General features: G+C 73.7%; 18 protein-coding genes. 11 read left to right on the forward strand and 7 right to left on the reverse strand.

All coding sequences use genetic code 11. From position 1 onward, the window contains the following. Positions 1-23: 23 nt before the first annotated feature. The 4 genes from ATL31_RS15175 to ATL31_RS15190 all read left to right on the forward strand — a co-directional run bounded on the left by ATL31_RS15175 (position 24) and on the right by ATL31_RS15190 (position 3,912). Positions 24-617: a hypothetical protein gene (locus ATL31_RS15175; RefSeq protein WP_101396721.1), complete on the forward strand. Its 594-nt coding sequence runs from the start codon at positions 24-26 to the stop codon at positions 615-617. Positions 618-705: 88 nt separating this feature from the next. After that, positions 706-2,127: an FAD-binding oxidoreductase gene (locus ATL31_RS15180; protein ID WP_101396723.1), complete on the forward strand. Its 1,422-nt coding sequence runs from the start codon at positions 706-708 to the stop codon at positions 2,125-2,127. Positions 2,128-2,191: 64 nt separating this feature from the next. Then, a complete protein-coding gene (locus ATL31_RS15185) occupies positions 2,192-3,622 on the forward strand; it encodes a DUF222 domain-containing protein (RefSeq protein ID WP_101396724.1) in 1,431 nt (476 codons plus the stop codon). Positions 3,623-3,654: 32 nt separating this feature from the next. Continuing rightward, on the forward strand, positions 3,655-3,912 hold the full coding sequence (locus ATL31_RS15190) for an acyl-CoA-binding protein (protein WP_101396726.1): 258 nt from the start codon (positions 3,655-3,657) through the stop codon (positions 3,910-3,912). Here ATL31_RS15190 and ATL31_RS15195 read toward each other — a convergent pair whose 3' ends face one another. After that, positions 3,913-4,869 (reverse strand): GNAT family N-acetyltransferase, encoded by a 957-nt coding sequence (locus ATL31_RS15195; protein WP_211284045.1) that lies wholly within the window; start codon positions 4,867-4,869, stop codon positions 3,913-3,915. It lies immediately after the preceding gene. Between the two features lie 64 nt (positions 4,870-4,933). On the opposite strand from ATL31_RS15195, the gene ATL31_RS15200 reads away from it, so the two are divergent. Then, positions 4,934-5,959 (forward strand): 1-aminocyclopropane-1-carboxylate deaminase, encoded by a 1,026-nt coding sequence (locus ATL31_RS15200; RefSeq protein ID WP_101396728.1) that lies wholly within the window; start codon positions 4,934-4,936, stop codon positions 5,957-5,959. Positions 5,960-6,166: 207 nt separating this feature from the next. Next, positions 6,167-7,915 carry a 2-isopropylmalate synthase gene (gene leuA / locus ATL31_RS15205; RefSeq protein ID WP_101396730.1) on the forward strand — a complete coding sequence of 583 codons (1,749 nt, stop codon included), beginning with the start codon at positions 6,167-6,169 and terminating at the stop codon, positions 7,913-7,915. Position 7,916: 1 nt separating this feature from the next. On the opposite strand, the gene ATL31_RS15210 is transcribed toward leuA, so the two are convergent. Continuing rightward, on the reverse strand, positions 7,917-8,543 hold the full coding sequence (locus ATL31_RS15210) for an alpha-ketoglutarate-dependent dioxygenase AlkB (RefSeq protein WP_101396732.1): 627 nt from the start codon (positions 8,541-8,543) through the stop codon (positions 7,917-7,919). A 106-nt stretch (positions 8,544-8,649) separates the two neighbouring features. Between ATL31_RS15210 and ATL31_RS15215 the strand changes: the two genes are divergently transcribed. The 4 genes from ATL31_RS15215 to ATL31_RS15230 are packed head-to-tail and all read left to right on the forward strand — an operon-like array spanning position 8,650 to position 11,824. Next, a complete protein-coding gene (locus ATL31_RS15215; protein WP_101396734.1) occupies positions 8,650-9,336 on the forward strand; it encodes an SDR family NAD(P)-dependent oxidoreductase in 687 nt (228 codons plus the stop codon). 41 nt (positions 9,337-9,377) lie between these two features. Further along, positions 9,378-10,259, forward strand: a complete 882-nt coding sequence (locus tag ATL31_RS15220; RefSeq protein ID WP_245862532.1) for a DNA-3-methyladenine glycosylase 2 — start codon at positions 9,378-9,380, stop codon at positions 10,257-10,259. 48 nt (positions 10,260-10,307) lie between these two features. Next, positions 10,308-11,033 (forward strand): DNA repair protein RecO, encoded by a 726-nt coding sequence (gene recO, locus ATL31_RS15225; RefSeq protein ID WP_101396738.1) that lies wholly within the window; start codon positions 10,308-10,310, stop codon positions 11,031-11,033. Continuing rightward, complete coding sequence (locus ATL31_RS15230; RefSeq protein ID WP_101396740.1) at positions 11,030-11,824, forward strand: isoprenyl transferase; 795 nt, start codon at positions 11,030-11,032, stop codon at positions 11,822-11,824. Before recO ends, ATL31_RS15230 begins: the two co-directional genes overlap by 4 nt. Here ATL31_RS15230 and ATL31_RS15235 read toward each other — a convergent pair. The 5 genes from ATL31_RS15235 to ATL31_RS15255 all read right to left on the reverse strand — a co-directional run bounded on the left by ATL31_RS15235 (position 11,808) and on the right by ATL31_RS15255 (position 15,327). Next, a complete protein-coding gene (locus tag ATL31_RS15235) occupies positions 11,808-12,227 on the reverse strand; it encodes a Fur family transcriptional regulator (protein ID WP_101396742.1) in 420 nt (139 codons plus the stop codon). The two genes, ATL31_RS15230 and ATL31_RS15235, sit on opposite strands and share 17 nt — an antisense overlap. Then, positions 12,224-13,210: a metal ABC transporter permease gene (locus ATL31_RS15240; RefSeq protein ID WP_101396744.1), complete on the reverse strand. Its 987-nt coding sequence runs from the start codon at positions 13,208-13,210 to the stop codon at positions 12,224-12,226. Before ATL31_RS15240 ends, ATL31_RS15235 begins: the two co-directional genes overlap by 4 nt. Further along, complete coding sequence (locus tag ATL31_RS15245) at positions 13,207-14,028, reverse strand: metal ABC transporter ATP-binding protein (RefSeq protein WP_245862535.1); 822 nt, start codon at positions 14,026-14,028, stop codon at positions 13,207-13,209. The genes ATL31_RS15240 and ATL31_RS15245 overlap by 4 nt, the downstream gene beginning before the upstream one ends. Next, on the reverse strand, positions 14,019-14,921 hold the full coding sequence (locus ATL31_RS15250; protein ID WP_101396746.1) for a metal ABC transporter substrate-binding protein: 903 nt from the start codon (positions 14,919-14,921) through the stop codon (positions 14,019-14,021). Before ATL31_RS15250 ends, ATL31_RS15245 begins: the two co-directional genes overlap by 10 nt. A gap of 61 nt (positions 14,922-14,982) precedes the next feature. Next, on the reverse strand, positions 14,983-15,327 hold the full coding sequence (locus tag ATL31_RS15255; protein ID WP_342749484.1) for a DUF6703 family protein: 345 nt from the start codon (positions 15,325-15,327) through the stop codon (positions 14,983-14,985). Positions 15,328-15,339: 12 nt separating this feature from the next. On the opposite strand from ATL31_RS15255, the gene ATL31_RS15260 reads away from it, so the two are divergent. After that, positions 15,340-16,746 (forward strand): glycine--tRNA ligase, encoded by a 1,407-nt coding sequence (locus ATL31_RS15260; protein ID WP_101396750.1) that lies wholly within the window; start codon positions 15,340-15,342, stop codon positions 16,744-16,746. Positions 16,747-16,760 lie beyond the last annotated feature (14 nt).

Genomic DNA, 16,760 nt, shown 5'->3' on the forward strand with positions numbered 1-16,760 from the left:
ACCACCTACCGCTGGAGCCCACCATGAACCGCACGACCCACACCACCCCCCGCCCCGGCCTGCTGCGCCTGGCCGTCGCGTCCACGCTCGGTGTCGCCCTGCTGGCGGCCTCCGCCGTCGCCGGGGTCCCGGCGATGGCGCACGACGCCGAGGCGACGCCGACCGGATCCTCCGCCCACTCCCGCGACGGGGCCGGCGCCCAGCTCGCGGCGCTGAAGAAGTCCCTCGCCGTCTACCAGGACGTGACCGCGGCGACGGCGGCCGGCTTCATCCCCGTCTCGGAGTGCACCGTCTCCGACGCCGGCGGCATGGGGGTGCACTACCTCAACCCCGCCCTCGCCGCTCAGGCGCCCGACCCCGCCCGTCCCGCCATCCTGCTCTACGCCCCGACGAGCACCGGCGGCCTGCGCCTGCTGGGTGCCGAGTGGTTCCAGGCGGACGCGGACCAGGACCTCAGCACCGACGCCGACCGTCCGAGCCTGTTCGGCCAGCCGTTCAACGGCCCGATGGCGGGGCACGACCCGATGATGCCCGTCCACTACGACCTGCACGTCTGGCTCTACGACAGCAACCCGGACGGCGTGTTCGCCCCCTGGAACCCCTCGGTCCACTGCTGAGCACCGGCAGCCGACCCCTCATCCCGACCTCTCATCCGACCCCCAACTCGCAACCGACCCCGATCCGGACCTCAGAAAGGCCATCGCCATGACCGACATCGACACCCGTCCATCCCTCACGACCGACCGACCGCCGGCGGGGGGCCCCGCCCCGGGGCCGGAGACCGCGCTGTGCGAGCTCGAGGCCGTCCTGCCCGGGCAGGTGCTCCGGCCGGGCGGCCCCGGCTGGGAGTCGGCCCGCCGCGGCTGGGCCGTCAACGTCGACCAGCAGCCCCTGGCCGTCGTCACCGTGCAAGACCCGGAGGACGTCGTCGCCGCCGTCCGGTGCGCCGGCCGGCACGGCCTCAGCGTCTCCACCCAGCCCGTGGGGCACGGAGCGACGACCGCCCTCACCGGAACCGTCCTGCTGCGTACCGGCGCACTGCAGGACCTCGACGTCGACGTCGAGCGACGCGTCGCCCGCGTGGGTGCCGGGGTCAAGTGGGGCACGCTGCTCGCCGCCCTGGAGCCCACCGGCCTGACGGCCCTGGCCGGCAGCAGCCCCGACCCCAGCGTGGTCGGGTTCACCCTCGGCGGCGGGCTCAGCTGGTTCAGCCGCGCGCTCGGGCTGTGCGCGCACAGCACGGTCGCCTTCGACCTGGTGGACGCCCGGGGCGTGCGTCGACGCATCTCGGCGGCCAGCGACCCCGACCTGTTCTGGGCCCTGCGGGGTGGCGGAGGTGACTTCGGCGTCGTCCTCGCCGTCGAGGTGGCGCTGCACGAGGCCGGCCCGCTCCTCGGCGGTCGCCTGCTGTGGCCCCTGGAGATGGCCCGCCCGGTGCTGCAGGCGTTCCGGCGCATCACCGCCGAAGCCCCCGACGAGCTCAGCCTGTGGGCGCACCTGTTCCGCTTCCCCCCGTTGCCGGAGCTCCCCGAGCTGCTGCGCGGTCGCGCCTTCATCTCGGTGGACCTGACCTTCCTCGGTGCGCCGGCGGAGCTCGACGGCCTGCTCGCACCCCTGCGGCAGCTGCCGGTGCTCGTCCTGGACACCGTTGGCCGCGTGCCGCTGTCCGAGCTCGGCGGCATCGCGGCCGAACCCGTCGACCCGATGCCGACGCAGGAGTACTCCGAGCTGCTGCGGACACTGGACGCCGCCACCGTGGACCGCCTCGTCGACGCTGCGGGTGCCGGTGTCGAGCTCCCCCTCGCCGTCGTGCAGATCCGCCACCTCGGTGGCGCGCTCGCGCGAGCCACCACGGAGGACGGGCCCAACGGGGCCGTACCGGAGGAGTACTCCGTGTTCTGCCTCGGCGTCCCGGTGGCGCCCGGCCTGCCGGAGGCGATCGACGCCGCCTTCGACACCGTGCGGGCCGCCCTCGGCGAACAGCGCGCCGGACGGGCCTTCTTCAACTTCCTGGGGCACGAGTCCGACCTCGGCTCCACCTTCAGCGCACCCGCCCGCGAGCGGCTGCGCCGGGTGAAGGCCGAGACCGACCCCTCGGGACTCTTCCGCAGCAACCGCCCGGTCTGACGAGGGAGGTGGCCCCCGTGCCTGGCACGGGGGCCCTGTCGGTGGTCGCGTCTAGGTTTGGTCCATGGAGGGGATCCGCAGCGCAGGGCTCGACCGGGGGACGGTCGAGGGTTCCACGTGCGTCGCGGTGGGGCAGGTGGCGCGGTTCCGGGAATCGTTGGCGGACATCGACATCCGCACGATGAGCGACCACGACCGGTTGGCGTTGGTGGCGGAGCTGGAGCGGTTGAAGGGCAGCGCCAGCGCGTGCCAGATGCGCGCCACGGATGCGGTCCGGGTGTCCCGCGAGGAGTCGTCTCCGCAGGACGCGGGCAGGTCGGTGGGGTCCGAGGTGGCGCTCGCGCGGCGGGAGTCGCCGAGTCTGGGGGATCGGTTCGTGGGGGTGTCGCGGGCGTTGGTGGAGGAGATGCCCGAGACGCTGGGGGCGCTGGGGCGGGGCGAGATCGTGGAGCGGCACGCGGTGGAGCTGGTGCGGGAGACCGCGACGTTGTCGCGGGAGGACCGGGTGGAGGTCGACCGTCGGCTGGCGGGGGTGCTGCCACGCTTGGGGTGGCGGGCCGCCGGGCGGGCTGCTCGCCGGGTGGCCGCGGAGCTGGATGCGGCGAGCGTGGTGCGGCGGATGGAGACGGCGGCGCGCTCGCGGCGGGTGTCGGTGCGACCGGCGCCCGACGGGATGGCGTACCTGACCGTCCTGGGCCCGCTGCGGGAGGTCGTGGGGGCGTACGCCGCGGTGCAGGCCCGGGCCCGGGCGGTCGTCGGGGGGCAGTGCGAGGACGAGGGTGCGGACGGTCGCGGGGTGGGTGCGGTGGCCGCCGACACGGCGCTGCGGCTGATGGCGGGTCTGGCACCGGGGCAGGTGCAGCCGGTGGAGGTGCAGCTGGTGATGACCGACCGGGCGTTGCTGGGCACCGGCGACGGTGCGAGGTCGGTGTTCGAGCCGGCGCGGGTCCCGGGGCAGGGGAGCGTGCCGGCGCCGGTGGCGCGGTCGTGGGTGCGGGATGCCGGGCCGGCGTCGGTCTGGGTGCGCCGTCTCTACACCTCGCCGGGCGGTCGGGATCTGGTGGCGATGGACTCGCGGCGGCGGCTCTTCGGCGGTCTGCTGCGGCGGATGCTGGTCCTGCGTGACGACGTGTGCAGCACCCCGTGGTGTGACGCGCCGATCGTGCACGCCGACCACACGCACCCGGTCCGCGCGGGTGGTGTGACCAGCTTCGGCAACGGCGGCGGCCGATGCGCCCGCTGCAACGGGGTCAAGGAGGCCGACGGGTGGCGCGTGCGCGTGGTGAAGAGCCCGGTAAGGGGGTCGCCGCTGGTCCTGGAGACCGTGACCCCGAGCTGCCACCGCTACCGGTCGACCTCGCCGCCCCTGCTCGGCTGGGGCAGCGACTCACCGAAGCTCGCGACGAACGCCCCGCCACCACCGACCCGGCGCGGAGCGGACCCACCGACCCCGTCACCGCTGGAACGACATCTCGAGGCGCTCCTGGGCGCCTGAGGGGACGAGGGGAGCGGGCCTACAGTGGCGGCATGACCACCGAGGACGAGTTCCGGGCTGCGGTCGCGTCGGTCTCCGGGCTGACCCAGGACCCCGGCAACGACACCAAGCTGCGCCTGTACGCGCTCTACAAGCAGGCCACCGAGGGCGACGTCACCGGCGACCGTCCCGGCTTCATCGACTTCGTCGGCCGCGCCAAGTACGACGCGTGGGCCGGCGTGCGCGGGATGGACGCCGAGGCTGCTCGGGCCGGGTACGTCGACCTGGTGGCGGGACTCACCCGGGCCTAGTCAGGCGGGGGAGGGCCCGTCCGCCGCCTCGTGGTCGTGCACCAGGTGCACCCAGGTGGCCGCGACCCGCATCCCCACGCGTTGGTAGAGGCCCAACGCCCCGGTGCGGCTGTCGGTCGACAGCTCACTGCGCACCGCGCCGTGCTCGCGCGCGCCCCGGAAGCCGTCGGCCAGCAGCGCCTGCGCGAGCCCGCGCCCCCGGTGCTCGCGCGCCACCGCCACCTGGCCGATGAAGCCACACCCGCGTTCGTCGACGACGGTGAAGCAGGCCCCCACCACCGCGTCCTGGACGACCACCACCCGCAGGTTCCACGGCTCGAATCCCGGCCGGCGCACCGTCCCCGCGGCCCACTCGTCGAACGTCTCACCGGTGCGGTCCGACCACTCCGCGAACGCCGTCTGGATGACCTCGTACGCCCCCTCCAGGTCGCGCGACGTCTCGGCCATGCGCACCGAGTACCCCACGGGCAGCGCGCGGTCGGTGATCTCGGCCCCTTCCGGCAGCTCGAGCACCCACGACGTCCACCCGGGTCGGTACCCGCGCCCCTCGAGCAGGCGCTGCCCGGCCGAGCCCCGGGGCACGGTCTGCCCCACCGAGGCCGCGCCGACCGCCGCCGACCGACGCTCGGCCCACCCTGCCAGCCACGTCCCGACCCCGAGCCCCCGTGCGGCCCGCGTCACCGCCGCCTCGGCCCGCGTCCCCCGCCGCGCCACCTCGACCGCCCCCACCAGCACCCCTGCGGCGTCGAGCACCCCCACCGTGTCGTGCGCCAGGTCCATGCTCGGCCGCGACCAGTCGGCCTCGATGTCGGCCCGCTCGAGCGCGACCATCCCGCTGTCCGCGACCTGCGCCGCCGCGTAGACCGCGTACGCGGCGTCGAGGTCGGCGAGCCCGAGCGGACGGGCGGTGTATCCGGCGGGCAGGGCGTCGCTCAGCGCGTGGGTCGGGTCGCTCACGCGCACCAGCGTGGCGGACGGCGGCCCGGCCCCGCATCCCCATTACCGGTGGTAGACCAGCACCATGCGCCTGCCCGAGATCCCCCGGTACCCTCTCACCTTCGGCCCCAGCCCGGTGCATCCCCTGAAGCGGCTGAGCGAGCACCTGGGCGGCGCGCAGGTCTGGGCCAAGCGGGAGGACGTCAACAGCGGCCTCGCCTTCGGCGGCAACAAGGTGCGCAAGCTCGAGTACATCGTCCCCGACGTCCTCGCCAGCGGCGCCGACACCCTGGTCTCCATCGGCGGCTACCAGTCGAACCACACCCGCCAGGTGGCCGCCGTGGCCGCCCACCTCGGCCTGAAGTGCCGCCTGGTGCAGGAGAAGTGGGTCCCCTGGGACGACCCGGTCAACGACAAGGTCGGCAACATCCTGCTGAGCCGGATGATGGGCGCCGACTCCCGGCTCGACCCGGCCGGGTTCGACATCGGCATCCGCGACTCGTGGAAGGACGCCCTCCGCGAGGTCGAGGAGGCCGGCGGCACCCCGTACGCCATCCCGGCCGGGGCCAGTGAACACCCCCTCGGGGGAGTGGGTTTCGCGAACTGGGCCTTCGAGGTCGCCGAGCAGGAGAAGGCACTCGGCGTGCACTTCGACACCATCGTGGTCTGCACCGTCACGTGCTCGACCCACGCGGGGATGGTCGCCGGGTTCGCGGCGCTCGAGGACCTCATCGGCGTGCGTCGCCGCGTCATCGGCATCGACGCCTCGGCCACCCTCGAGAAGACCCGTGCGCAGCTCGAGCGCATTGCCCGCCGCACCGCCGAGGTCATCGAGCTCGGCCGTGAGCTGCGCGAGGACGAGCTCACCCTCCTGCCCGACTGGGCCGGCGACCGGTACGGCATCCCCGTCGACTCGACGATGGAGGCCATCCGCCTCGGCGCCGAGCTGGAGGCGATGATCACCGACCCCGTGTACGAGGGGAAGTCGCTGGCCGGGCTGGTCGACCTCGTCCGCAGCGCCGACATCCCCAAGGACTCCACCGTCCTCTACGCCCACCTCGGCGGCCAGCCCGCGATCAATGCCTACCACTCGCTGTGGCCGGGCCGGTGACCCCTGCGGCACCGCCGTCCCGCATCGTGGCCGGGCCCCCGCCCGGGGTTGGCGCGGTCCGGGGCGCGTGGCATGCTCGACCCGTGCGAACCACTCGCCTCCTCCTTCGCTGCCGCGACGGGGCCTGACACCGGCCGCCCCTCGTCGCGGAGTCCGTGCTGCACCAGGTCGGCCCACCCGCAGACGAGACGAAGGCGACGAGACGCGATGATCCACCCCCAGCAGCCCTCCGGGATGCCGACCCAGAAGTACGTGCCGTTCCAGCAGCAGATCCAGGTCGAGCTCCCCGACCGCACCTGGCCCGAGAAGGTCATGACCCAGGCCCCGCGCTGGTGCGCGGTCGACCTGCGCGACGGCAACCAGGCGCTCATCGACCCCATGGACTCCGAGCGCAAGATGCAGATGTTCAAGCTGCTCGTGCGGATGGGCTACAAGGAGATCGAGGTCGGCTTCCCCAGCGCCAGCCAGACCGACTTCGACTTCTGCCGCGAGCTCATCGAGGGCGGCCACATCCCCGACGACGTGACCATCCAGGTGCTCACCCAGAGCCGCGACCACCTCATCGAGCGCACCTTCGACGCCATCCGCGGGAGCAAGCAGGCGATCGTGCACTTCTACAACTCCACCTCGGTGCTGCAGCGCCGGGTGGTGTTCGGGATGGACCAGGACGGCATCGTCGACATCGCCCTCCAGGCCGCGCGGCTGTGCCGGAAGCTCGAGGAGACCGTCCCCGACACCGACGTCTACTACGAGTACTCGCCCGAGTCCTGCACCGGCACCGAGCTCGAGTTCGCCGTGCGCATCTGCAACGAGGTCATCGACGTCATCGACCCGACGCCGGACCACAAGATGATCATCAACCTCCCCGCGACCGTCGAGATGGCGACCCCCAACGTCTACGCCGACTCCATCGAGTGGATGATCCGCCACCTCGAGCGGCGCGAGTCGGTGGTGGTGAGCCTGCACCCGCACAACGACCGCGGTGAGGGCGTGGCGGCGGCCGAGCTCGGCTACCTGGCCGGCGCCGACCGCATCGAGGGCTGTCTCTTCGGCAACGGCGAGCGCACCGGCAACGTGTGCCTCGTGACCTTGGGGATGAACCTGTTCAGCCAGGGCATCGACCCGCAGATCGACTTCTCCGACATGGCCGGGATCCGGCGCACCGTCGAGCACTGCAACCAGCTGCCCGTGCACGAGCGGCACCCGTGGGGCGGCGATCTCGTCTACACGGCCTTCTCGGGGTCCCACCAGGACGCCATCAAGAAGGGCTTCGAGGACATGGAGAAGCGGGCGGCGGCGGCCGGCACCGGTATCGACGACCTCGACTGGGGCGTGCCGTACCTGCCGATCGACCCGCACGACATCGGCCGCTCCTACGAGGCCGTGGTGCGGGTCAACAGCCAGTCGGGCAAGGGCGGGGTCTCGTACCTGCTCAAGGCCGAGCACGGGCTCGACCTGCCGCGCCGCCTCCAGGTGGAGTTCAGCGGAGTGGTCCAGCGCCGAACCGACAGCGAGGGCGGCGAGCTCACCGGCCCGCAGATCTGGGAGATGTTCGAAGACGAGTACCTGCACGCCGAGGACTCCGAGCGGCGCTGGGCCCACTTCGCGCCCCTGCGCTCGACCATCACCGGCAACGACGACGGGATGGACCGCATCGAGGCAACGGTGCTGGTCGACGGCGTCGAGACCGACATCAGCGGCCGGGGCAACGGCCCCATCGACGCCTTCACCGCGGCCCTGGCGACGCTGGGGGTCGACGTGCGGGTGCTCGACTACCACGAGCACGCGCTGTCGGCCGGCGGTGACGCCCGTGCCGCGGCCTACGTCGAGTGCGCCGTCGGCGAGCGGGTCCTGTGGGGCGTCGGGCTGCACGAGTCGATCGTCAAGGCCTCGCTGCGCGCCATCCTCTCGGCGGTCAACCGGGCCCAGCGCGACGGGGCGCTCGCCGACCGCTGAGTCAGCGGACGCCGCGGACGCGGAACTGGATGCTGATGCGCGGGCCGACCGACCTGGCCGTCTTCGGCACGCAGTGGTCCCAGGTGCGCTGGCACGAGCCGCCCATCACCACCAGGTCGCCGTGCCCGGCCGGCACCCGCACCGACTCCCCGCCCTCGCGCGGGCGCAGCAAAAGGTCGCGGGGCGAGCCGACCGAGAGGATGGCGACCATCGTGTCCTGCTCACGGCTGCGCCCGATGCGGTCGCCGTGCCACGCCACCGAGTCCTGCCCGTCGCGGTAGAGGCACAGCCCGGCGGTGACGAACGGCTCGCCGAGCTCGGCCGCGTAGTGGGCCGAGAGGGCGTCGCGGCACTCCTCGAGCGCCAGGTGCGGGAGCGGGTCGCCCTCACCGTAGAAGCTGAGCAGCCGCGGCACGTCGACGATGGAGTCGTACATCTGGCGACGCTCCGCGAACCACGGCACGTCACGGCGCAGCGCCTCGTACAGCTCGTCGGCGCCGCCCACCCAGGCCGTGCGCTGGTCGACCCAGGCGCCGTGCGTCAGATCGCGCCGGGTGACGGTGGCGCCGAGGGGACGCACCTCGATCCCGTCGGCGAGGTCGAGGAGGGAGCCCTGGAGGACGGCCATGCCCCCACCGTACGGGGGAATCGAACGTCTGTCCAGGTTCGACGGCGCGCCGGCCCAGCCGCCGGTACGGGGCTCGGGGGAGGCGGCCGCGCGATGGAGTGGCCCCATGAGCGCACACCCGCTGTCCGGAGCCGTCGTCGCCGTGGTCGGAGCCTCGGGGGTGCTGGGCTCGCACCTCGCGCGCGGTGCCGCCGCCCGCGGCGCCTCCGTCGTCCTCGTGGGGCGCGACGGGCAGCGGCTGCGGGCGGTGCTCGACGGCGCGGAGGTCGTCGTGGGCGAGCTCGCCGACGCCACCCTGGGCGAGCGGCTGGTCGAGACCGCCACCCGCGCGCACGGCCGCCTCGACGGCGTCGTGAACGCCGCCGGGGTCGCGGCCTTCGGGGCGCTGGTGGACACGCCGGACGCCGTCGTCGAGGAGCTCTTCCTCACCAACGTCGTCGGCCCGCTCTTCCTCGCGCGCCGGGTCGTGCCCGCCCTCGCGCGGAGCCGGGGCTTCCTGGTGAACCTCAGCGCCGTCCTGGCCGAGCAGCCGATGGCCGGGATGGCGGCCTACTCGGCGACCAAGGCCGCCCTGACGGCGGCCGACCGCGCCCTCGTGAAGGAGCTGCGCCGCACGGGCGTCGACGTCATCGACGTGCGGCCGCCCCACACCGAGACCGGGCTGGTCGGGCGCGGCCTCTCGGGCGAGGCGCCGCGCCTGCCCCAGGGCCTCGAGCCGTCGGTCGTGGCCGAGGCGGTACTCGACGCGGTCGAGGCGGGCACCCGCGAGCTGGCCTCGACCGACTTCGGCTGACCGCCCGCGGTCCCCGCGCGGGCATCCGGTTGGATGGCGCCGTGGCGACGACGCGGACGGGGACGGTGGAGGACCAGGTCGACGTCGCCCTCGACCTGGCCGGCGTGCGCGCCTGGCTGGTCGCACACGCGGTCCCCGGGGTCGACGCCGTCGCCACCGACCCGGATGGCGGGACGCGGCACCGTCGCCCGGTCTCGACCTGTGAGGGAAGGGCCGCCCTCGAGGTCGTGCTGCCGGCCGCCGGGACGGCCACCCTGCGCGCGAGGGGGGCCGGTGCCGAGGCGGCGCTCGCCGCAGGACGGCGCTGGCTGGGTCTCGATCTCGACCCTCGGCCCGCGGCGGCGACCCTGGCCGGCGACCCGGACCTGGGTCCCCTCGTCCGCGCCCGCCCCCTGCTGCGCGTGCCGGGGGCGCCGGACCCGTTCGAGGCGGCCGCCGACGTCGTCGTGGGGCAGCACGTCTCGGTCGCCGCAGGGCGCGTCTTCGCCGGGCGGCTGGCCGCCGTCGCCGGCGTGGACCGTGGCCCGGCCGAGGCCGGTCGGGTGGCCGCCCTCGACCCCGACGACCTCCAGCGGGCGACCGGCGTCACCGGCGCGCGGGCCCGAACCCTCGTGGCCCTGGCCCGCGCGGTGGCCGACGGGCTCGACCTCGGCCCGTCCCCGGACGACGACGCCCGCGCCGCCACTCGGGCGGCCCTGCTGGCGCTGCCCGGCGTCGGTCCCTGGACCGCCGACCTCGTGGCGATGCGCTGCCTGCGCGACCCCGACGTCTTCCTGCCCGGCGACCTGGTGCTGCGCCGCGCCATGGGCGGCGTCACGGCCGCCGAGGCCGGCCGGAGGGCGCGGGCCTGGGCGCCGCACCGCAGCCTGGCGGTGGTGCACCTCTGGACCCACCACGCCCTCGACCCACCGGCCGCGCGTTGAGCGGCGGGGGAGCACCGCGTTGTCGGCCCCGCCCCCGACAATGGGTCCGTGCCCCTCTACCGCGACGAGGCGATCGTCCTGCGCACCCACAAGCTGGGTGAGGCCGACCGCATCGTCACCGTCCTGTCGCGCCGCCTCGGCAAGCTGCGGATGGTCGGCAAGGGCGTGCGACGCACCAAGTCACGCTTCGGCGCGCGGCTCGAGCCGGGGATGCACATCGACGTCCAGTGCTACGAGGGCCGCAACCTCGACACCGTGACCCAGGTCGAGACCCTCGACTCCTGGGGCGAGACGATCTCGCGCGACTACCGGTCGTGGACCTCGGCGGTCGCGGTCCTCGAGACCTGCGACCGGCTCACCGAGGAGCGCGAGCCGGCGCTCCAGCAGTACCTGCTGCTGGCGGGCGCCCTGCGCTCGATGGCCGACCGCGACCACGACGCCGGGCTGGTCCTCGACGCCTACCTGCTGCGGGCGATGGCCATCGGCGGCTACGCCCCGAGCTTCCACGACTGCGCCAAGTGCGGGGCGCCCGGGCCGCACCGCGCCTTCCACGTCGCGGCCGGCGGTGTGGTGTGCCCCGTCTGCCGCCCGCCCGGCTCGGCCGCCCCGGCCCCCGAGACGCTGCGCCTGCTCGCCGCGCTGCTGGCCGGCGACTGGGCTCCGGCCGACGCCTCCGACGACCGGCACCGCCACGAGGGCAGCGGCCTGACCGCCGCGTTCCTCCAGTGGCATCTCGAACGCGGCATCCGCAGCCTCCGTATGGTGGAGCGGTGAGCGGCCCCACCCCCTACGCGCGCCCCTTCCCGCACCCCAGCGGCGCCGTGGCTCCGGTCGTCGACGCCGCGAAGCTCCCGCGGCACGTGGCGGTCGTCATGGACGGCAACGGCCGCTGGGCCAACCAGCGCGGCCTGCCCCGCACCAAGGGGCACGAGGCCGGCGAGGCCGCCCTGCTCGACGTCGTCGCGGGCGCCATCGAGGTGGGGGTCACGCACCTGTCGGCCTACGCCTTCAGCACCGAGAACTGGAAGCGCAGCCCCGACGAGGTGCGCTTCCTCATGGGCTTCAACCGCGACGTCATCCGCCGCCGCCGCGACCACCTGCACGAGTGGGGGGTGCGGATGCGGTGGGTCGGGCGCCGCCCGCGGCTGTGGGGCTCGGTCATCAAGGAGCTCGAGACGGCCCAGGAGCTCACCCGGCACAACACCGGCCTGACGCTCTACTTCTGCGTCAACTACGGCGGCCGGGCCGAGATCGGCGACGCGGTGGGGCGCATCGCCCACGACGTCGCGGCCGGCCGGCTCAAGGCCTCCAGCGTCGACGAGCGCACCGTGGCCCGCTACCTGCCCGAGCCCGACATGCCCGACGTCGACCTCTTCGTGCGCTCGTCGGGTGAGCAGCGCACCAGCAACTTCCTGCTGTGGCAGAGCGCGTACGCCGAGATGGTCTTCCAGAACCGGCTCTGGCCCGACTACGACCGGCGCGACCTCTGGGCCGCCGTGCAGGAGTACGTCGACCGCGAGCGCCGCTACGGCGGGGCCGTCGACGCTCCTACCGCGGGTCCCTGACGGCGCAGGCGGCGCAGAGACCGTCGATCTCGAGGGTGTGCCGTACGTGGCTGAAGCCGTGGTCGCGGGCGACCGCCTCGGCCCAGCGTTCGACGGCGTCGCCGGTGACCTCGACCGTCAGCCCGCAGCCCCGGCAGACGACGTGGTGGTGGTGCTGCTCGCTGGCGCAGGCCCGGTAGACGGACTCTCCCTCGGTGGTACGGATGACGTCGACCTCACCGTCGGCCGCCATCGCCTGCAGGTTGCGGTAGACGGTGGCCAGCCCGACCCGGGTGCCGGACGCCGACAGCGAGGCGTGGATGTCCTGGGCCGAGCGGAACTCGGCGGTCCCGGCCAGCTCGTCGCTGAGCGCCGCGCGTTGGCGGGTGGGGCGCCGCTCGGGGCGGGTGCTCGCGTCGGTCATCGCGTCCCCACCTCCTCGTGCTCGCCGTGCTCGTCGTAGTGCTCTTCGTGGGCCGCGTGGCGGTGCCCGTCGTGCAGGTAGTCGACGTGGTCGCCGTGCTCGACCGCCGCGTGCCCGCACACCGGGCCGTGCTCGTGGTCGTGCCGCTCGGCCCGGGCGTGGGCGGCGCGCCGCAGCCGCGCCACGACGGTGGCGCCGAGGTTGACCACGAGGAACGCCGCGATGGCGAGCAGCACGATGGTGCCGCCCGACGGGGTCTCGGCCTGGTACGACACGACCACGCCGCCGACGCTGCACAGCACGCCGAGCAGCACCGCCCACCGCACGCTGGCGGCGAAGCTGCGGGCCAGCAGCTGGGCCGTGGCGTTGGGGATGATCATCAGGGCGCTGATGAGCAGCAGCCCGACGACCCGCATCGAGACGACCACGGTCACCGCGGTGAGCACGGCCAGCACGAGGTTGTAGGCCATCACGGGCATCCCGGCGGCGCGCGCGTACTCCTCGTCGTTGGCCACGGCGAAGAAGCGAGGCCGCAGCAGCACCGTGGTGACCAGCACGACCACGGCCAGCACCGCGAGGACCAGGAGGTCACCGGAGCTCGTCGTGAGGATGGCGCCGAACAGGTAGGCCGTGAGGTTGGCCGGGCTGGTGGCCGTCGACTTCGCGATGAGGACCACTCCGAGGGCGATGCCGCCGTAGAACATCACGGCCAGCGCGACGTCGCCGCTGGTCCGGCCCGAGGCCCGGATGAGCTCGATGGCGACCCCGGCGGCCACGGCCGCCAGCAGGGCGGTGAAGACCGGTTGCTGCCCGGTGAGGATGCCGACCGCCACGCCGGCCAGCGCGACGTGGCCCATCCCGTCGCCGATCAGCGACATCCGGCGCTGCACCAGGAAGGTGCCCACGAGCGGGGCGGCGATCCCGGCGAGGAGCGCGGCCAGGAGGGCCTGGCGCATGAAGGCGAGGTCGAGCATCTCGGTCATCGGGGGGCCTTCGGTGCGGGGTCGAGCGGGCCGTCACCGAGCACCCGGCGGCCGGCCGGGGAGCTCGCCGGGTGGTCGTGGTCGTGGTGGTGGCCCGAGCCGGACCCGTGCGCCCGGAGGTGCTCCCGGTACTCGGCCGGGGAGCCGTCGAAGTCGAGGTGCCCGGCGTCCATGCAGACGATGCGGGTGACGACGTCGGAGAGGGCGTCGAGCTCGTGGGTGACGACGAGCATCGAGGTACCGTCGGCCGCCAGCCGCCGCAGCACGTCGGCCAGGGCGAGCTGGTTGACCTGGTCGACGCCGGCGGTGGGCTCGTCCATCACGAGCAGGTCGGGGCGCCCGGCCAGGGCGCGCGCGATGAGCACGCGGCGCTGCTGCCCGCCCGAGAGCGCGGCGACCTCCTCGTCGGCCCGGTCGGCCAGGCCCACGGCGGCGATGGCCGCCCTGACGACGTCGCGGTCCTCGCTCGACGCGGGCCGCCACCAGGGCCGGTGGGGGAGACGGCCGACGGCGACGATCTCGGTGACGGTGGCCCGCACGGCCGCCGACAGCGAGTGCCGCTGCGGCACGTAGCCGATACGGGTGTGCTCGTGGAACTGCTCGCGCGGGGTGCCCAGCAGCAGCACCTCCCCACCCTGGTGCTCGGTGAGACCGAGCAGGCCGCGCACGAGGGTCGACTTGCCCGAGCCGTTGGGCCCCAGCAGCGCCACGACCTCGCCCGGGCGCACCGTCAGGTCGACGCCGGTCACCACCGTGCGGCCGGGGTACCCGAAGGACGCGGACCGCAGCTCGACGAGGGAGGCGGGGCTCAGGGGCACTGCTGCCCGGCCCTCAGGGTGGCGAGGTTGCTCCGCATCACCTCAAGGTAGTCGTTGCCACGCGACGCCGACGTGATCCCCTCGACGGGGTCGAGCACCGCCACCGTCGCTCCGGTCTCGCGGGCCAGGGTGTCGGCCAGGGCGGGGGAGGCGAGGGTCTCGGTGTAGACCGTCGTCACGCCGTGCTCGCGGACGTAGGCCGCGAGGTCGCGCAGGGTGGCGGCATCGGGCTCGGCGTCCGGGCTCAGCCCCGCGATGCCCTCCTGGCGCAGCCCGTAGCGCTGGGCGAGGTAGGCGAACGCGACGTGCCCGGTCACCAGGTCGTCGCTGCGGCAGGACGCGAGCCCGGAGCGCAGCTCCTGGTCGAGGGCGTCGAGCCGCCCGACGAGCGTGGCGGCGTTGGCGCGGTACTCGGCGGCGTGCGCCGGATCGGTGGCGGCGAAGCGCTCACCGATGGCGGTGACGACCTTCTCGAAGCGCACCGGGTCGAGCCAGAAGTGCGGGTCCCGCGCGCTGCCGGTCCCGCCGTCCGCGGCGGCGGTGATGCTGAGGTCGGCGGCCGGGGCCACGTCGAAACCGGCGTCCTTCGCCTGGCTGCGCACCGCGTCGTCGACGGCCGGCTGGAAGCCCGAGAGGTAGACGACGACCTTCGAGGCGCCCAGGGAACCGACGTCCTTGGGGGTCAGCTCGAGGTCGTGGGGCTCGGCGCCGGGCTTGGTCAGCGAGGTCACGCTGACGCGGTCGCCGCCGACCTGCTCGGAGGCCCACTGCAGCGGGTAGAAGGACGCGGTCACCGCGAGCCGGTCGCCGGACGGGCCCGACCCGGTGGCGCTGCCGCAGGCCGTGAGGGCCAGCAGGGCGACGCCGGAGAGGGCGAGGACGACGCGGTTCATGACAACGATTCTCAACAGGAATGAGAACCGTTGTCAAGTTGGCGAGGGCGACGCTCGGGTCTCAGGCGCGGGGGAACGCCTGGGTCACCAGCACGGCCACGACGAGCCCGATGACGGCGACCCGCATCAGCCGCTCGACGCCGGTGAGCCGCGGCCAGGCGAGGGCCAGGATCCACGCGAGCAGCAGCACGACGACCGCCACGAGCAGCCAGCCGGGGGGCGGCAGCAGCACGCCGGCCACCAGCAGGGCCAGCACCGCCAGGAAGGGGACGAAGCGGGGGAGGCCGCTCAGCCACGACACCGCGGGCAGGCTGGCACGCTCGAAGGACTCACGCAGGCTCGACACGGTGGACCACCCTACGGGCTGGCCGCGAAACCGGTTCGGAGCGCCCGTCGCGCGCCGGATAGCCTGTGCGCCATGGCCAACCCCACGTCCGTCGTCGACACCGTCGTCTCCCTCTGCAAGCGCCGCGGCTTCGTCTTCCCCTGCGGCGAGATCTACGGCGGCACGCGCTCGGCCTGGGACTACGGGCCGCTCGGGGTCGAGCTCAAGGAGAACATCAAGCGGCAGTGGTGGCGCTCGATGGTCACCAGCCGTGAGGACGTCGTGGGCCTCGACTCCTCGATCATCCTGCCGCGCCAGACCTGGGTCGCCTCGGGCCACGTCGGCGAGTTCACCGACCCCCTCACCGAGTGCCAGAGCTGCCACAAGCGCTTCCGGGTCGACCACATGCAGGAGGCACTGGCCGACAGGGAGGCCAAGAAGGGCAAGGAGGTCGACCCCGACTCCATCGCGCTGGCCGACATCGCCTGCCCGAACTGCGGCACCCGCGGGCAGTGGACCGAGCCGCGCGAGTTCAACATGATGCTCAAGACCTACCTCGGCGTCATCGAGGACGAGTCGGGGCTGCACTACCTGCGCCCCGAGACCGCCCAGGGCATCTTCATCAACTTCCTCAACGTCATGCAGGCCTCGCGTCGCAAGCCGCCGTTCGGCATCGCCCAGACCGGCAAGAGCTTCCGCAACGAGATCACGCCGGGCAACTTCATCTTCCGCACCCGCGAGTTCGAGCAGATGGAGATGGAGTTCTTCGTCAAGCCCGGCGAGGACGAGCAGTGGCACGAGTACTGGATCGAGGAGCGGATGCGCTGGTACACCGACCTCGGCATCGACCCCGAGAACCTGCGCGTCTACGAGCACCCGCAGGAGAAGCTCTCGCACTACTCCAAGCGCACCGTCGACATCGAGTACCGCTTCGGCTTCACCGGCAGCGAGTGGGGCGAGCTCGAGGGCATCGCCAACCGCACCGACTTCGACCTCAGCACGCACAGCAAGCACTCGGGCACCGACCTGGTCTACTTCGACCAGACCTCCGGCGAGAAGTACACCCCGTACGTCATCGAGCCGGCGGCCGGGCTGTCGCGCAGCCTGATGACGTTCCTCGTCGACGCCTACAGCGAGGACGAGGCCCCCAACACCAAGGGCGGGGTCGACAAGCGCGTCTCGCTCAAGCTCGACCCGCGCCTGGCGCCGGTCAAGGCCGCGGTGCTGCCGCTGTCGCGCAACGCCGACCTCTCGCCCAAGGCCCGCGACCTCGCCGCCGCCCTGCGCAAGCACTGGAACATCGAGTTCGACGACGCGGGGGCCATCGGCCGCCGCTACCGCCGCCAGGACGAGATCGGCACCCCGTTCTGCCTCACCGTCGACTTCGACACCCTCGAGGACCAGGCCGTCACCATCCGCGAGCGCGACACGATGGGCCAGGAGCGGGTGGGGCTCGACCAGGTCGAGGGCTACCTCGCGCAGCGTCTCGTCGGCTGCTGAGGCGCCGCGGGCCC

This window comes from Phycicoccus duodecadis, assembly GCF_002846495.1.
Classification (GTDB): domain Bacteria; phylum Actinomycetota; class Actinomycetes; order Actinomycetales; family Dermatophilaceae; genus Phycicoccus; species Phycicoccus duodecadis.

Excerpts from the sequence above, each read along its gene's own strand:
- ATL31_RS15235 (WP_101396742.1), bottom strand. The coding sequence starts at position 12,227 with ATGACCGACGCGAGCACCCGCCCCGAGCGGCGCCCCACCCGCCAACGC.
- ATL31_RS15250 (WP_101396746.1), bottom strand. The coding sequence starts at position 14,921 with ATGAACCGCGTCGTCCTCGCCCTCTCCGGCGTCGCCCTGCTGGCCCTC.
- ATL31_RS15240 (WP_101396744.1), bottom strand. The coding sequence starts at position 13,210 with ATGACCGAGATGCTCGACCTCGCCTTCATGCGCCAGGCCCTCCTGGCC.
- ATL31_RS15180 (WP_101396723.1), top strand. The coding sequence starts at position 706 with ATGACCGACATCGACACCCGTCCATCCCTCACGACCGACCGACCGCCG.
- ATL31_RS15175 (WP_101396721.1), top strand. The coding sequence starts at position 24 with ATGAACCGCACGACCCACACCACCCCCCGCCCCGGCCTGCTGCGCCTG.
- leuA (WP_101396730.1), top strand. The coding sequence starts at position 6,167 with ATGATCCACCCCCAGCAGCCCTCCGGGATGCCGACCCAGAAGTACGTG.
- ATL31_RS15215 (WP_101396734.1), top strand. The coding sequence starts at position 8,650 with ATGAGCGCACACCCGCTGTCCGGAGCCGTCGTCGCCGTGGTCGGAGCC.
- ATL31_RS15200 (WP_101396728.1), top strand. The coding sequence starts at position 4,934 with ATGCGCCTGCCCGAGATCCCCCGGTACCCTCTCACCTTCGGCCCCAGC.
- ATL31_RS15190 (WP_101396726.1), top strand. The coding sequence starts at position 3,655 with ATGACCACCGAGGACGAGTTCCGGGCTGCGGTCGCGTCGGTCTCCGGG.
- ATL31_RS15260 (WP_101396750.1), top strand. The coding sequence starts at position 15,340 with ATGGCCAACCCCACGTCCGTCGTCGACACCGTCGTCTCCCTCTGCAAG.
- ATL31_RS15185 (WP_101396724.1), top strand. The coding sequence starts at position 2,192 with ATGGAGGGGATCCGCAGCGCAGGGCTCGACCGGGGGACGGTCGAGGGT.
- ATL31_RS15210 (WP_101396732.1), bottom strand. The coding sequence starts at position 8,543 with ATGGCCGTCCTCCAGGGCTCCCTCCTCGACCTCGCCGACGGGATCGAG.